Source organism: Mesorhizobium sp. WSM4313 (assembly GCF_002294725.1).
Classification (GTDB): domain Bacteria; phylum Pseudomonadota; class Alphaproteobacteria; order Rhizobiales; family Rhizobiaceae; genus Mesorhizobium.
This window is the reverse complement of sequence record NZ_NSFT01000006.1, coordinates 257,932-273,143: the sequence shown is the minus strand read 5'-3', so window position 1 is coordinate 273,143 and position 15,212 is coordinate 257,932. Positions and strand designations below refer to the sequence as shown.

6 protein-coding genes are annotated in these 15,212 nt (G+C 65.5%); all 6 read left to right on the top strand.

The features are described from left to right. The first annotated feature begins 81 nt into the window (after positions 1-81). Positions 82-1,311 (top strand): imidazolonepropionase, encoded by a 1,230-nt coding sequence (gene hutI, locus CK219_RS16470; RefSeq protein WP_176477045.1) that lies wholly within the window; start codon positions 82-84, stop codon positions 1,309-1,311. Continuing rightward, complete coding sequence (hutH, locus tag CK219_RS16465) at positions 1,308-2,843, top strand: histidine ammonia-lyase (protein ID WP_095767785.1); 1,536 nt, start codon at positions 1,308-1,310, stop codon at positions 2,841-2,843. Before hutI ends, hutH begins: the two co-directional genes overlap by 4 nt. A 220-nt stretch (positions 2,844-3,063) precedes the next feature. Beyond that, complete coding sequence (gene hutG / locus CK219_RS16455) at positions 3,064-3,882, top strand: N-formylglutamate deformylase (RefSeq protein ID WP_095767784.1); 819 nt, start codon at positions 3,064-3,066, stop codon at positions 3,880-3,882. A 31-nt stretch (positions 3,883-3,913) separates the two neighbouring features. After that, positions 3,914-5,587 carry a urocanate hydratase gene (hutU, locus tag CK219_RS16450; protein ID WP_176477035.1) on the top strand — a complete coding sequence of 558 codons (1,674 nt, stop codon included), beginning with the start codon at positions 3,914-3,916 and terminating at the stop codon, positions 5,585-5,587. 115 nt (positions 5,588-5,702) lie between these two features. Then, positions 5,703-6,290, top strand: coding sequence for a HutD family protein (locus tag CK219_RS16445; protein ID WP_095767783.1), 588 nt, complete (start codon positions 5,703-5,705; stop codon positions 6,288-6,290). Between the two features lie 270 nt (positions 6,291-6,560). Beyond that, positions 6,561-15,140: a glucoamylase family protein gene (locus CK219_RS16440; RefSeq protein ID WP_095767782.1), complete on the top strand. Its 8,580-nt coding sequence runs from the start codon at positions 6,561-6,563 to the stop codon at positions 15,138-15,140. The last annotated feature ends 72 nt before the right edge of the window (positions 15,141-15,212 follow it).

Sequence of the window (15,212 nt, the reverse complement as noted above, 5' to 3'; positions counted from 1 at the left end):
CGATGCGTGAGCGACGATATTGCTTGCGTCGCGTTTCAATATGTATATACATAATCGCCATCCTTTCAAATGGAAAAGATGATGGGTGGAGCAAACAACAGGAGCGGCCATCGGGTTTGGCGCAATGCGCGCCTGGCGACCATGGCCGAGGGTGCGGCCGGTCTCGGTATCGTCGAAAAAGGCGCGATCGCCGCGCGCGAGGGGCTTATTCTCTATGCCGGCCCCGAGGCCGATATGCCGGCTTCGGTCGGGCAAGGCGCCGAGACGGTCGATTGCTCTGGACGCTGGATCACGCCCGGCCTGATCGACTGCCATACCCATCTTGTCTATGCCGGCAACCGCGCCAACGAGTTCGAGATGCGTCTGGCCGGCGCCACCTATGAAGAAGTGGCGCGCGCCGGCGGCGGCATCGTCTCGTCGGTCAAGTCGCTGCGCGCCGCAAGCGAGGACGACCTGGTCGCTGAGACGCTGCCGCGGCTCGACGCGCTGATCGCCGAAGGCGTCACCACCGTCGAGGTCAAGTCCGGCTACGGCCTTGATGCCGATAATGAGAAGAAATCGCTGCGCGCAGCCCGCCGTCTGGCCGGTGAGCGTCCGGTAACGATCCGCACCACTTGTCTCGCCGCCCACGCCCTGCCGCCGGAAGCCAAGGGCGACAAGGACGCCTTCATCGATCTGGTCGCCGGCACGATCCTGCCGCAAGTCGCTGCCGAAAAGCTCGCCGATGCCGTCGATGGGTTCTGCGAGGGCATCGCCTTCTCGCCGGAGCAAATGGCGCGCGTGTTCGATAAGGCCAAGGCGCTCGGCCTGCCGGTAAAACTCCACGCCGACCAACTCTCCAACCTGCATGGCGCAGCACTTGCCGCCCGCTATGGCGCGTTGTCCGCCGACCACCTCGAATATACGGACGAGGAAGGAGCCTACGCGATGGCCAAGGCCGGCACCGTGGCGACCATCCTGCCCGGCGCTTACTACTTCATCCGCGAGACGAAGAAGCCGCCCGTCGATCTCTTCCGCCGCCACGGCGTGAAGATGGCTGTCGCCACCGACTCCAATCCCGGTACCTCGCCGCTTACTTCGCTGCTGCTCACCATGAACATGGCCGCGACGCTGTTCGGCATGACCGTCGACGAGTGTCTCGCCGGCGTCACCCGCGAGGCCGCGCGGGCGTTGGGCTTGCTTGAACAGACCGGCACGCTGGAAGCCGGCAAATCGGCCGATCTCGCCATCTGGGATATCGAGCGTCCGGCCGAACTCGTCTACCGCATGGGCTTCAACCCGCTCCATGCCCGTATCTGGAGAGGACAATGACGGAACTTACCCTGAAGCCCGGCAACGCGACGCTTGCCGACTGGCGCGCCATTTATCGCGGCGCCGTGCCGCGGCTTGACGCCGCCTGCCGGCTGAAGATCCGGGACAGCGCCGAGGCCGTCGCCCGCATCGTCGCCAAGGGCGAGCCGGTCTATGGCATCAACACCGGCTTCGGCAAGCTGGCCAGCGTCCGCATCCCGGCTGACGACCTCGAAACGCTCCAGCGCAACATCGTGCTCTCGCATGCCGCCGGCGTCGGCGAGCCGATGCCTGTCGCCGTGGTGCGGCTGATGATGGCGCTGAAGCTCGCCAGCCTGGCCCAGGGCGCATCCGGCGTGCGGCCTCAGACCATAGAATTGCTGGAAGCAATGCTCGCCAACGACGTCATTCCGGTGGTGCCCGCGCAGGGCTCGGTCGGCGCTTCCGGCGACCTCGCGCCGCTTTCGCATATGACCGCCGTCATGATCGGTGTCGGCGAATGCTTTACCCCGCATGGCCGGTTCCCGGCCAAGGTGGCCTTCGTCTCGCATGGACTGGAGGCGGTGACATTAGGCGCCAAGGAGGGTCTCGCGCTGCTCAACGGCACGCAGTTCTCGACCGCCTTCGCGCTCGCCGGCCTGTTCGAGGCCGAGGTTCTCTACCAGTCGGCGCTGGTCGCCGGCGCGCTGTCGACCGATGCCGCCAAGGGTTCGGACGCCCCCTTCGACCCGCGCATCCATCTGTTGCGCAAGCATCGCGGCCAGATCGAGACGGCGGACGCGCTGCGTAATCTCATGGCCGGCAGCGCCATTCGTGAATCGCACCGTGTCGGCGATGAGCGCGTGCAGGATCCGTACTGCCTGCGCTGCCAGCCGCAGGTGATGGGCGCTGCGCTCGACGTGCTGCGCAAGGCCGCCGACACGCTCGAGACGGAAGCCAACGGCGTCACCGACAACCCGCTGATCTTCGCGGAGGACGACACCGCGCTCTCGGGCGGCAATTTCCACGCCGAGCCGGTGGCCTTCGCCGCCGACATGATTGCGCTTGCCGTCTGCGAGATCGGCTCGCTGTCGGAGCGTCGCATTGCCATGCTGGTCGACCCGGCATTGTCCGGCATGCCGGCCTTCCTCACGCCGAAGCCCGGTCTGAACTCCGGTTTCATGATCCCGCAGGTGACGGCGGCGGCGCTCGTTTCCGAAAACAAGCAGAAGGCCTACCCGGCGAGCGTCGATTCCATTCCGACGTCGGCCAACCAGGAAGATCATGTCTCGATGGCCGCCCACGGCGCGCGCCGGCTGCTCGGCATGATCGAGAATGCGACCGCCGTCATCGGCATCGAATTGCTGGCCGCCGCGCAAGGCTGCGATTTTCACGCGCCGCTTGCATCCAGCGAGGCGCTGGAGGCGGTGCGCAAATTGGTCCGGGCCGAAGTCCCGCATCTCGACAATGACCGCCATTTCCATCCCGACATGGAGAAGGCGATCGCCATGGTCCGCAGCGGGGCCGCGGTGAATGCGGCGGGTGCCGTGAAGCTGCCGGGGATCGCGTCGTGAGAGTGCTCTCCAGGCTAGATCGAGTTCCTTCGCGCCCCCCTCTGGCCTGCCGGCCATCTCCCCCTCTAGGGGGGAGATCAGCAGCGGCTTTGGCGCCGCTCTTCCTTCAACGCAGGCGATTGGCGAAAGCCGTCGTGACATCTGATCTCCCCCCAAGAGGGGGAGATGCCCGGCAGGGCAGAGGGGGGCGCCGTAGGGCGCCAACGTATGGAGGTCTCTCATGACCTCACCCAATTGGCTCACGGTCACCCAGGGCACAGCGCCGCTGCTGGTTTCGATCCCGCACACCGGCATCGACCTCGCCGGCCTCGACTCGCGCCTCGTCTCGCCTTGGCTCGGCCGGCGCGACTGCGACTGGTGGATCGACAACCTCTATGATTTCGCCGCCGACCTCGGCGCAACCGTTGTGCACACCGCCATCTCGCGTACCGTTATCGACGTCAACCGCGATCCGTCGGGCGTTTCGCTCTATCCCGGGCAGGCGACGACCACCCTTTGCCCGACAGACACGTTTGACGGCGATCCGCTCTACCGCATGGGTGAGGAGCCGAGCCCATCCGAGATCGACCAGCGCCGCAAGACCTATTTCGAGCCTTACCATGCCGCCCTACAGGCCGAGATCGACCGGCTGCGCGGCATACATGACAAGATCGTGCTCTATGACTGCCATTCGATCCGCTCGGTGCTGCCGCGCCTGTTCGGCGGCACGCTGCCGGTCTTCAACCTTGGCACCAATGACGGCAAGAGCACCGATCCTGTGCTGCAGGAAAAAGTGGCCGCCATCCTGGCCGCGACCGGCGAGACCTGGGTGGTCAACGGCCGATTCAAGGGCGGCTGGATCACCAGAAGCTTCGGCCAGCCCGGGAACGGCGTGCATGCGCTGCAGATGGAGCTCTCCAACCGCGGCTACATGCGCGAGCCTGCGGAAAAAGGTTCGCCGGAAAATTGGCCGGTGCCTTACGACCCAAGCTATGCCGCGCCGATCCGCGCCACGCTGAAAACAATCCTCGAAACCGCCATTGACTGGGCCGGGCGCTGACCCGCGCCGCCCGCCTTGCTTGAAAGGGACAATGATGACCGATCCTCGTCACAACATACGTGAAGTGCGCGCCCCCCGCGGCGACAAGCTCAATGCTCGCTACTGGACGACGGAAGCGCCGCTGCGCATGCTGATGAACAATCTCGACCCGGAGGTCGCCGAGAACCCGAACGAGCTCGTCGTCTATGGCGGCATCGGCAGGGCGGCGCGCACCTGGAACGATTTCGACCGCATCGTCGCTTCGCTGAAGACGCTGGCCGAGGACGAGACGCTGCTGGTGCAGTCGGGCAAGCCGGTCGGCGTCTTCAAAACCCATTCCAACGCGCCGCGCGTGCTCATCGCCAACTCCAACATCGTGCCGCACTGGGCGACCTGGGAGAAGTTCAACGAGCTCGATAGGAAGGGCCTGATGATGTACGGCCAGATGACGGCCGGCTCCTGGATCTATATCGGCACGCAGGGCATCGTGCAGGGCACCTATGAGACCTTCGTCGAGGCTGGCCGCCAGCACTACAATGGCGACCTCAAGGGCAAATGGATCCTGACCGGCGGCCTCGGCGGCATGGGTGGCGCCCAGCCCTTGGCGGCAGTCATGGCCGGCGCTTCTTGCCTTGCCATCGAGTGCAACCCGGACTCGATCGATTTCCGCTTGCGCACCCGCTATGTCGACGAGAAGGCCGAGACGCTCGACGAAGCGATGGACATGATCAAGCGCTGGACCAAGGCCGGCGAGGCAAAATCGGTCGGCCTGCTCGGCAACGCCGCCGAGACCGTGCCGGAGATGTTCAGGCGCGGCATCCGCCCCGACATCCTCACCGACCAGACCTCGGCGCATGACCCGATCAACGGCTATCTGCCGAAGGGCTGGACGATGGCCGAGTGGCGCGAGAAGCGCATCTCGGATCCGAAGGCCGTCGAAAAGGCCGCCCGCGCTTCGATGCGCGAGCATGTCGAGGCGATGGTGGCATTCTGGAACGCCGGCGTGCCGACGCTCGACTACGGCAACAACATCCGCCAGGTCGCCAAGGACGAGGGTTTCGAGAACGCCTTTGCATTCCCGGGCTTCGTGCCGGCCTATATCCGGCCGCTGTTCTGCCGCGGCATCGGCCCGTTCCGCTGGGCCGCTCTCTCGGGCGATCCGGAAGATATCTACAAGACCGACGCCAAGGTGCGCGAGCTCACCCCCGGCAACACCCATCTGCACAACTGGCTCGACATGGCGCGCGAGCGCATCTCGTTCCAGGGATTGCCGGCGCGCATCTGCTGGGTCGGTCTCGGCGACCGCCACCGGCTCGGCCTCGCCTTCAACGAAATGGTCGCCAAGGGCGAGCTCAAGGCGCCTGTCGTCATCGGCCGCGACCATCTCGATTCCGGCTCGGTCGCCTCGCCGAACCGCGAGACGGAAACAATGAAGGATGGTTCCGACGCCGTTTCCGACTGGCCGCTGCTCAACGCGCTGCTCAACACCGCGTCGGGCGCGACCTGGGTGTCGCTACACCATGGCGGCGGCGTCGGCATGGGCTTCTCGCAGCATGCCGGCATGGTCATCGTCGCCGACGGCACGGCTGACGCGGCAAAGCGCCTGGAGCGCGTGTTGTGGAACGATCCGGCGACCGGCGTCATGCGCCATGCCGATGCCGGCTACGACATCGCCCTCCAGTGCGCCAAGGAGCACCAACTGAACCTGCCGGGCATCCTGGGCTGAGCATGATGCCGAAAAGTGTGAGGCGGTTTTCGGGCAACATCATGCTCCTAACCAAAAAGACAGAGCTGGATGATTTCAGGTCGAATCGACCTGAAATCGTCCGGGTCTGAGCCGAATGCGCATCCTTCGTGCCGCCGATTACCGCGTTATGCCGTGGAAGAATGGCGGCGGCACGACGACCGAAATCGCCGTTTCGCCCGACGGCGCCGGGCTCGACGATTTCGACTGGCGCATCTCCATGGCCCGGGTCGAGACGAGCGGGCCGTTCTCAAGCTTCGCAGGCATAGATCGAACACTGTCGGTGCTGGAAGGCGAAGGGATCATTCTCGACATTGCCGGCCAGGCGCCGGCGCGGTTGACCATGGCCTCGGCGCCGCTCGCCTTTCCGGGCGATGTGCCGACTGGCGCAGCGCTGATCGGCGGCCCGATCACCGATCTCAACATCATGACCCGGCGTGGCCGCATGGCCAATGAGGTCGAGCGCCGGTCTTTCACCACCGAGATTCGGATTGAGCCGCGCGCCGACACCACGCTCGTTCTTGCCGTCGGTGCCGGCGCCACGCTCCTCACGCACGATGGGCCGAGCCTCGGACCGCTCGACACGCTGATCCTCGACCGCGACAGCCCGGAAATGCGGCTTCAGCCCAAGGGGCCGGGCCTGCTTTTCGTGATCGGGCTCCACCGCCTCGCCGCCAACCATTAACGGCTGTTGCCAAACATGATCGCGGCTTGGGCGAATTATCGCCCGGCCCCTTGCATGTACCACGAAAAAGCCCGAATCCTTGCCCTGATCCAACCGGGGGCGGAGAGCGAGGGGCGTTCGCCCACGAGCTGTCGAAAGGGCACGCCCCGGTTGTGGTGCGCAAAACAAACTTTCGGCCGATCAGTGATGCAACCAATTGCAATTGAACCGGTTTTAGGGCCATTGCCGTGGCGGTGACGCCGCATTGCGCCCCCGCTTACGGAATTTTCAATGAACATTCAGACCAATCCCAACAAGATCGAACAGACAAGCGCCGGCTTCCCGGCGGCGACGGACGCGCCGATACGCTCCAATTTCCTGCCTGAGGACCGGCTGCGTGGCTTGGGCGTCGCGCTCGCCAAGGGCGAGGTCAAGGAATTGTTCGGCCTCGCCCCGTTCGAGTTCCAGGCACGCATCCGCGATAGCGCCAAGAAAATTCTCGAAGTCTACCGCTCGACCAATGCGGCGCAGGCCAAGGGCGAGACCATCACGCCGGCCGCACAATGGCTGCTGGACAACAATTACCTCGTCGAGGAGACCATCTTCCAGGTCAAGCGCGACCTGCCGCGCCGCTTCTACCGGCAGTTGCCGACGCTCACGCTCGGCGACGGCACGGTGCTGCCACGCGCCTTCGTCGTGGCCTGGAGCTATGTCGAGCATTCCGACAGCTCCGTCTCGGCCAACATGTTCAAGGCGATCGTCGAGGGTTTCCAGTCGGTCGAGCCGATGAAGATCGGCGAGCTCTGGGCGCTGCCGTCGCTGCTGCGCTTCGTGCTCATCGAGAACCTGCGCCGCATCGCCGTGCGCGTCGAGCGCACCAGGCAGATGCGCCAGACCGCCAACGAGGTCGCCGACCGGGTTCTGGCGACCGACGACAATGCCGACCGCACCAGGATTCTGTCCAACTACAGCCCGCATGCGCAGGACACCACCTTCGCCACCCAACTGCTCTACCGCCTGCGCGACGGATCGCAGAACGCCGGCCGCGCGCTGGAATGGCTGGAAGGCGAGCTCGAAAAGACCGGTTCCGATGCCGAGGAGATCATCATCTCCGAGCATCAGACGCTGTCCTCGGGCAATGTCACCACCGGCAACATCATTCGCGGTCTGCGCCTCATCAATGACGTCGACTGGACGGTCTGGTTCGAGGGCGTCAGCCGCATCGACACGCTGCTGCGCGACAAGACCGATTTCGCCAACCTCGATTTCTTCTCGCGCGACCAGTACCGCACCGCGATCGAACAGCTGGCGCGCCGCTCGCATCTCTCCGAGTACCGCGTCGCCGAAAAGGCGATCGAGCTTGCCGGCCACACACCCGGCCTCACCGATGCGTCCGGCGTGCCGGAAACAGCGGACCCCGCCGTGCACACCGATGTCGGCTTCTTCCTGGTCGGCCCGCGCCGGCAGGAGCTGGAAAGGGCGATCGGCTACCGGCCGCCTTTCTATGTGACCTTCAAACGAGGCTTTGCCAGCGCCGGCTGGCTGGGCATCGTCGTGCCGGTTTTCCTGTTGACGGCGCTGCTGCTGGTGCTGTCGGGCAAAGCGCTCGTCAATCTCGGCCTGTCGGTGGAATCGATCACGCTGATGCTGGCGCTGTTCGCCGTTCCAGCCAGCGAAGGCGCGCTGGCCTTCTTCAACACCGTGGTAGCGCTGTTCCTGAAGCCGACCAGGCTTGTCGGCTACGATTACAACAAGCACGGCATCCCGGCCGAATCGCGCACCTTGGTCGTGGTGCCTTCGCTGATCGGCTCGCGCGACGACGTCGAGGAAAACATCCGCAACATCGAGGTGCACCACCTCGCCAACACGGCGGACGAGATCCGTTTCGCGCTGTTGTCCGACTGGCCGGATTCCAAGACCGAGATCGACGTCGCCGACATCGAGATCCTGCAATACGCCCGCGACGAGATCGCCAGGCTCAACGCCCGCTATCCGTCCGAAGGTTCGCCGCGCTTCTACCTCCTGCATCGCCGCCGGCTCTACAACCAGGCGCAGGGCTGCTGGATGGGCTGGGAGCGCAAGCGCGGCAAGCTGCATGAGCTGAACCTTCTTTTGCGCGGCGACAGCGATACCACCTTCCTGCCGCTCGACGTGCCGCTGCCGGAAAACGTCGTCTATGTGATGACGCTCGACGCCGACACGCGCACCACGCGCGACGCGGTTTCGGACCTGGTCGGCAAGCTCGCCCATCCGCTGAACCGCCCGCATTTCGATCCGGTCAAGCGCATCGTCACCGCCGGCTACACCATCCTGCAGCCGCGCATCACCGCTTCGCTCACCAGCGGCGACGACGCCTCTTTCTTCCAGCGCGTCTTCTCGGCCAATCGCGGCCTCGACCCCTATGTCTTCGCCGTCTCCGACCTCTACCAGGACGTCTTCGGCGACGGCTCCTTCACCGGCAAGGGCCTCTACCATATCGACGCCTTCGAAGCGGCTCTGAAGAACCGCATCGACGAAAACACCATCCTCAGCCATGACCTGCTCGAAGGCGCGCTGGCGCGCGCCGCGCTGGTCACCGACGTCGAGCTGGTCGAGGACTATCCGACCCGCTACTCGGTCGACGCCTCGCGCCACCACCGCTGGGCGCGCGGCGACTGGCAGCTGCTCGGCTACATCTTCGATCCGCGTTCCGGCGTGCCTGCGCTGTCACGCTGGAAGATGGTCGACAATCTGCGTCGCTCGGTCACCCCTATCTTCTGGGTCATGGCCTGCGTCGCCGGCTGGACGCTGCTGCCCTTCACCCAGGCCGCGCAGTGGCAGGCTCTTATGATCCTCAGCCTGTTCATGGCGCCGACCTTCGACATCGTGGACGGCATCCTGCCGAAGAGCGGCGATCAGACGCCGCGCGGCCATTTCTCCGCCTTGGCCCGCGATACCGTGTTCGGCACCGCGCTCGTGGCGTTAAAAGTGCTTTTGATGGCGCATCTCGCCTGGATGATGGGCGATGCCATCATCCGCACCATCTATCGGCTCTTCGTCAGCCGGCAAAATCTTTTGGAATGGCGTACCGCCTCGCAAGCCGCCAAGGGCGGCAACGATCTCGGCGCCTATTACGGCATGATGTACGGCGCGGTGATCATCGGCGTCGTCGGCCTCGCCATTCCCGTGCTGGCCGATTCCACCGGCGCCTTCGTCGCATTCTTCTTCGCCATCTTCTGGATCGCTTCGCCCGCCGTCGCCTGCTGGATCAGCCGCTCGGCCGAGACCGAGGACAGGCTGCGCATCTCGACCGCCGACATCCACGCGCTGCGCACCTTCGCGCGCCGCACCTGGCACTATTTCGAGACCTTCGTGACGGCCGAGCAGCATCACCTTCCGCCGGATAATTTCCAGGAAAGCCCGGCGCCGGTTGTGGCGCCGCGCACCTCGCCGACCAATATCGGCGTCTATCTGCTCTCGGTGGTGTCGGCGCGCGATTTCGGCTGGATCAGCCTGTCGGACGCCATCACCCGCATCGACGCCACGATGACGACCATCGAGAACATGCCGCGCGATCGCGGCCATCTCTATAACTGGTATGATACGACGACGCTGAAGCCGCTCTATCCGCTCTACATCTCAGCGGTCGACAGCGGCAACCTCGCTGGACATCTCGTCGCCGTGGCGGCGTCCTGCGCCGAATGGGCCGAAGCGCCTTCCGTGCATCTGCAAGGCGATTTCGAAGGCATCATCGACACCGTCACTATCCTTGACGAGAGCCTGGACGAGCTGCCGGACGACCGTCGGCAACTGCGGCCGCTGCGCCAGCGCCTTGCCGACCGTCTCGATGGCATGCGCCGCGCGGTGGCGACCATCAAGGCGCAGCCCGAGATGGCGTCGATCCGCACCATCAACCTTGCGGTGCTGGCCGGCGAAATCCGCAAGCTCGCCACCGCCATCCACACCGAGGCGGCGTCGCCGAAGAGCGATGTCATCGCCGATTGGGCGGCTAGGCTGGAAGCGACCTGCGAGGCGCATGTGCACGACTCGCACAATGACGATAGCGCGGTCGCCGCTCTGCGCGCCAAGCTGCTCGCCTTGCGCGAGCGCTGTCGCCGCTACGCCTTCGAGATGGATTTCTCCTTCCTGATGCGGCAGGAGCGTAAGCTGCTCTCGATCGGTTACCGCGTCGAGGAGCGCCAGCTCGACGAGAGCTGCTACGACCTGCTTGCTTCCGAGGCGCGGCTCACCAGCCTGTTCGCCATCGCCAAGGGCGACCTGCCGACCGAACATTGGTTCCGTCTGGGACGGCCGATCGTCGAGATCGGCTTCCAAGGGGCGCTGATGTCCTGGTCGGGCTCGATGTTCGAGTATCTGATGCCGCCGCTGGTGATGAAGGAGCCGCAGGGCTCGATCCTCAACCAGACCAGCAAGCTCATCATCAAGCGCCAAATCCAGTATGCGCGTTCCAAGAACGTGCCCTGGGGCATTTCGGAAGCGGCCTACAACGCCCGCGACCGCGAGCTCACCTATCAGTACACCAATTTCGGCGTCCCCGGGCTCGGCCTGAAGCGCGGCCTGGGCCAGAACACCGTGATCGCGCCCTATGCGACGATCCTGGCCGCACAGTTCAATCCGCGCGAGGCGGTGCAGAACCTGCAGCGGCTACGTTCGATCGGCGCGCTTGGCCGTCACGGCTTCTACGACGCGGTCGATTTCACGCCGCAACGCGTGCCCGAAGGCACCGACCACGCTGTGGTGCAGAACTACATGGCGCACCATTCCGGCATGACGATCGCGGCGGTAGCCGACGCTATTTTCGAGGGCCGGCTGCGCGAGCGTTTCCACAGCGACCCGGTGATCGAATCGGCCGAGCTTCTGCTGCAGGAGAAGGCGCCGCGCGACATTCCGACGGCGACCGTCAGGACGGAAGCCGACGAGCGCTCCAAGGACGAGACCGAGGCCGAGAGCCCGGACAGCCGTGTCGTGCTCGACCCGATCAAGGCGCTGCGGGCGACCAACGTCATGTCCAACGGCCGCTATTCGGTCATGGTCACCGCCACCGGCTCCGGCTACAGCCGCTTCGGCGAGCTTGCCGTCACCCGCTGGCAGCCGGATCCGAGCGAGGATCGCCTCGGCTCCTATATCTTCCTGCGCGACGCGGCGACCGGCGAGTGGTGGTCCGCCACCGCGGAGCCGAAGCGCGCCGAGGGCGAGCGCGTCCAGACGCTGTTTGGCGACGACAAGGCGAGCTTCACCAAGACGGTGGGTTCGCTGCGTTCGGAAGTCGAATGCATCGTCATTTCAGAAGGCAATGGCGAAGGCCGCCGCATCACGCTCTACAATGACGGCGCCACCGACCGGCACATCGAAGTGACTTCCTTCGCCGAGCTGGTGCTCGGCAACGAGACTTCGGACAACGCGCATCCGGCGTTCTCCAAGATGTTCGTCGAGACCGAGATCGCGCCGAACAACAGCGCGATCTTCGCCACAAGGCGCAAGCGCGACAACAACGATCCCGATCTCACCATGGTGCATTTCGTCACCGACCCGTCCGGCCCGTCGCGCGATGCCGAGGCCGAGACCGACCGGCGCGCCTTCATCGGCCGTGGCCGCACCATCGCCGATGCCGTCGCCTTCGACCCCGGCGTCAGGCTTTCGGGCAGCCAGGGCTTCACGCTCGACCCGGTAGCGGCGCTGCGCCGCCAGGTGCGCGTTCCGGCCAACAAGAAGATATCGCTGACCTTCTGGACCGCCGTCGGCGCCAATCGCGGCGAGCTCGACGAGGCGATCGCCCGTCTCGACCACCAGGAGAGCTTCGCCCGCCAGGCCATGCTTGCCTGGACGCGCAGCCAGGTGCAGACGCGCCATCTGGGGCTCAGCCTCACCGACGCCGCCAATGTGCAGAAGCTGGCGCGCTATTTGATCTATCCCGATCCGTTCCTGCGCCTGCCGGCGGAATCCATAGCGTCGGGCCTCGGCCGCCAGTCGAGCCTGTGGCCGACCAGCATCTCCGGCGATTTCCCGATCTTCCTCGTGCGCATCGGCGACGTCGCCGATCTCGAGATCGTCGCCCAGGCGCTCCGCTTCCAGGAATATATGCGGGCGCGGGGTATGATGATCGACTTCGTCGTCGTCAACGAGCAGGCCTCGTCCTATGTGCAGGACCTGCAGCGCGCGGTGGAGACGCTGTGCGAGAACAGCCGCCTGCGCGGCCGTGAGCTCGGGCCCCGCCAGCACATCTTCGCGGTGCGCCGCGACCTGATGGACGAGCCGACCTACAAGACCTTGCTGTCTGTGGCGCGGGTCGTGCTGCACACCCGCAACGGCACGATCTTCGATCAGCTCGAACGTGCCGAGACGGCGGCGCTCCAGGCTCGCGACGCCTTGATGCAGGCCGAGGGCGGCACGCCGCGCGAGCCCGTTCCGCCGCTCCCCTTGCCGGTGCCGGCAAGCCGAAGCGGAGCCGATATCGCCGCCGACGGCAGCGGTCTCAGCCTCTGGAACGGCTTTGGCGGCTTCGACGGCGACGGTCGCCACTATGTGACGCGGCTGACCGGCCGGCGTTCGACGCCGCAGCCCTGGATCAACGTCATCTCCAACGCCTCGTTCGGCTTCCACGTCTCGGCCGAAGGCGCCGGCTTCACCTGGAGCCGCAACAGCCGCGACTATCAGCTGACGCCGTGGTCAAACGACCCGGTGTCGAACCGGCCGGGCGAAGGCTTCTATATTTTCGACCAATTGAGCGGCAAGGCCTTCTCGCCGATGGCCGCGACGGTTCGCGATCCGTCGATGACCTATGAGACCTGGCACGGCCAGGGCTTCTCGACCTTCCGCTCCAGGCGCGGTTCGCTGTCGATGGACCTGACGCAGGTGGTCGATCCCAGCGATCCTGTGAAGATCACCCGGCTGCGCATCCAGAATGCCGGCCCGGCACCGGCGCGGCTGCGCATTTACGCCTATGCCGAATGGGTGCTGGGCGGCCATCGCTCGCGCACGGCGGCGACCATCGTGCCGTCGCGCGACGCTGCCACCGGCGCCATGCTGGCGCAGAATCCCTATGGCCTCGACTTCGGCGAGCGTGTCGCCTTCCTGGCAGCCAGCCATCCTGTCCATTCGGTAACCGCCGACCGCAGCGAGTTCATCGGCAGGCACGGCACGACCGAATATCCGCAGGCCGTGCTTGGCGGGCTTGCGCTTTCCGGCCGCATCGAGGCGGGCGACGATCCCTGCGCTGTCGTCGCCAGCGACATCGACATTCCCGCCGGCGGCGACGTGACACTGTCCTGGCTGCTTGGCGACGCTGCCACGCCCGCCGAGGCGAGCGCGCTGGTGCAGACCCATCGCGGCAAGGATTTCGATCAGCGCCTGGCCGATAACGAGCGCGTCTGGCGCGGCTTCCTCGATACTATCCAGGTCGAGACGCCCGACGAAGCGATGAACGCCATGGTCAACCATTGGCTGCCTTACCAGAGCCTGGCCTGCCGCATCCGCGCGCGCTCGGCCTTCTACCAGGCGAGCGGCGCGTTCGGCTTCCGCGACCAGTTGCAGGACACGCTCTCGCTTCTGGCGCATGACTCGAAGCTGGCGCGCGACCAGATCCTCAACGCGGCGCGCCGGCAATTCCCGGAAGGCGACGTGCAGCATTGGTGGCTGCCGCGCACCGATGCCGGGGTGCGCACGATGATCTCGGACGACGTCGTCTGGCTGGCGCATGCGACGGCCCGCTACATCGAGGTGACGGGCGACGCCGGTATCCTCAAGGAGCAGTTGCCCTTCATCGACGGGCAGCAGCTCGGCGAGGGCGAGCATGACGCCTTCTTCACGCCGGAGATCACCAAGAACACCGCGCCGCTCTATGAACATTGCGCGCGGGCGCTCGATCTCGCGATCAAGCGCAGCAGCCCCGCCGGCCTGCCGCTCATCCTTGGCGGCGACTGGAACGACGGCATGAACCGTGTCGGCGAGGGCGGCAAGGGCGAGAGCGTGTGGCTGGGCTGGTTCCTGTTGAAGACGCTCACCGACTTCGCGCCTGTCGCCAAAGGGCAGGGCGACACCAAGCGGGCACAGGCCTGGACCAAGCATGCGGACGCGCTGAAACGGGCCCTGGAAAGCACCGCCTGGGACGGCCAGTGGTACCGGCGCGGCAGCTTCGACGACGGCACGCCGCTCGGCTCGCATAATTCGGACGAGTGCAGGATCGATTCCATCGCCCAGTCCTGGAGCGTGCTGTCGGGCGAGGGCGATCCTGCCCGTTCGACGACGGCTATGGAACAGGCGACCAAGATGCTGGTCGATGACAAGCTCAAGATCGTCAAGCTGTTCACGCCGCCCTTCTCGAAAAGCGAGAAGGATCCCGGCTATATCAAGAGCTATCCGCCGGGGGTGCGCGAGAATGGCGGCCAATACACCCATGCCGCGACCTGGTTCGTCATCGCGCTGGCCGAAATGGGCCGCACCGACGAGGCTTATCGCTGCTTCTCGATGCTGAACCCGGTCAACCACGCTTCGGACGAGGCGGCGGCCGAGCACTATCGCGTGGAACCCTATGTCGTGGCCGCCGACATCTATGCCGGCGAAGGCAAGGGCGGCCGCGGCGGCTGGACCTGGTACACGGGCTCGGCCGGCTGGCTTTACCGCGCCGCGGTGGAGGGCATTCTCGGCATCGAGCGGCGCGGCAAGGAGATCACGTTTAGGCCGAAGCTGCCCGGGCACTGGGACGGCTACGCCGCGACGCTCAAGATGTTCGACGGCGAGATCAAGCTTCGTGTTATCCGCGACAAAAAGACCAAGTCGATCTCGCTAGAAGTCGATGGTTCGAAGAAAAAATCGGCCTCTTTCGAGCCGAAAGCCGGCGACAAGACCGAGGTCGTCGTCAGGATACCTGCGTAAAATCAAAGGTTTGGTTCGTCGGCCGCGCGTCTTTCGGGGTGCGCGGCCGACGCCCCTTTTACTTGGCGCGGC

Bases quoted from the DNA above. Each gene is read 5' to 3' on its own strand.
- hutI (WP_176477045.1), top strand. From the start codon at position 82: ATGGGTGGAGCAAACAACAGGAGCGGCCATCGGGTTTGGCGCAATGCG.
- hutH (WP_095767785.1), top strand. From the start codon at position 1,308: ATGACGGAACTTACCCTGAAGCCCGGCAACGCGACGCTTGCCGACTGG.
- hutG (WP_095767784.1), top strand. From the start codon at position 3,064: ATGACCTCACCCAATTGGCTCACGGTCACCCAGGGCACAGCGCCGCTG.
- hutU (WP_176477035.1), top strand. From the start codon at position 3,914: ATGATGACCGATCCTCGTCACAACATACGTGAAGTGCGCGCCCCCCGC.
- CK219_RS16445 (WP_095767783.1), top strand. From the start codon at position 5,703: ATGCGCATCCTTCGTGCCGCCGATTACCGCGTTATGCCGTGGAAGAAT.
- CK219_RS16440 (WP_095767782.1), top strand. From the start codon at position 6,561: ATGAACATTCAGACCAATCCCAACAAGATCGAACAGACAAGCGCCGGC.